Source organism: Thiohalocapsa halophila, assembly GCF_016583825.1.
GTDB lineage: Bacteria > Pseudomonadota > Gammaproteobacteria > Chromatiales > Chromatiaceae > Thiohalocapsa > Thiohalocapsa halophila.
In genome coordinates, this window is sequence record NZ_NRRV01000218.1 from 1 (window position 1) to 963 (window position 963).

Sequence of the window (963 nt, forward strand, 5' to 3'; positions counted from 1 at the left end):
CGCTAGGGTGCTGCGCAGCGCTGCCCTAGAACTCCGCGGTCGCGCGCAGCCCGAAGGTCCAGCCGACCGGATCCCGTTGCCTCGGATCGACCTCGACGAGACTGTCGTCCTGGTACTGGGCGTCGACGCTGAGCGCCAAGTATTTGTTAATCGACGCCCGGTAGTAGACCTCGAACACGTTGCTGTGCTTGACACCGGTGTTGCCGCCTTCGAGGTAAGCGTAGCCTAGGCCGATGTTGTCGTCGGGGCGCCGCCATCGGCTGCCGAGGATGTTGATACCGCCTGAGTACAACGCCTCGTAGTCGACGGCGGCGTCGTCGGATTGCCAGACCAGGCGGGTGAATACGCCGAACCCCTCGCCGATCGCTTGATCGAAAGACAGACCCCAAGCGAGCCGCGCTTCCTTCTTGCTTGGCACCTCGCCTCCATCACCGCCATCGCCAAGCGCGAGGTTTTCATCGTTCGGACCCGGTGCAGCGCCATCCGGCGGTGCCGAGAATGCGCTGCTCGTTCCGACCAAGTTGACGCGGTAGTTGCCCGCGCCGAGCTTGAATTCCGGATGCCAGCCGATCTGCACACCCCAGAAGTTGTAGTTGTTGCCCTCGTCGTTCTCGTTGATGTTCATGCCGACGGCGTTCACGGAGAAGCTGCCGAGCTCAGACTCCACCGCGACACCGGCGTCGTACGACGGCAGGCCGTAGTTCCCTGCATTGACAAAGGCTTCGTTCATGAACTGTGTATATTCGTCGTTGGCGTACTCGTTGAGGTCTAGGTAGTTGGTGGATTTGATGAGGCCGAAGGTGCCGGCGATGCTGTTGTCGCCCTCGAAGTCAAGGCGGTGCCAGTACCACGCCTGCAGCAGATAGTCCCGCGAGCTGCCGTTGATGTCCTTCACCTCGTCTTCAAGGTCCACGGCCCAAGGGGCGTGCTGGCCCAGTTCGAAATCGCTTACCATCCCACAGG

1 protein-coding gene is annotated in these 963 nt (G+C 61.7%); it reads right to left on the reverse strand.

Translation table 11 applies throughout. The features are described from left to right. Nucleotides 1-25: 25 nt before the first annotated feature. Nucleotides 26-963, reverse strand: a 938-nt coding sequence (locus CKO31_RS26085) for a carbohydrate porin (RefSeq protein ID WP_207148129.1), incomplete at its 5' end; no start/stop codon positions are given.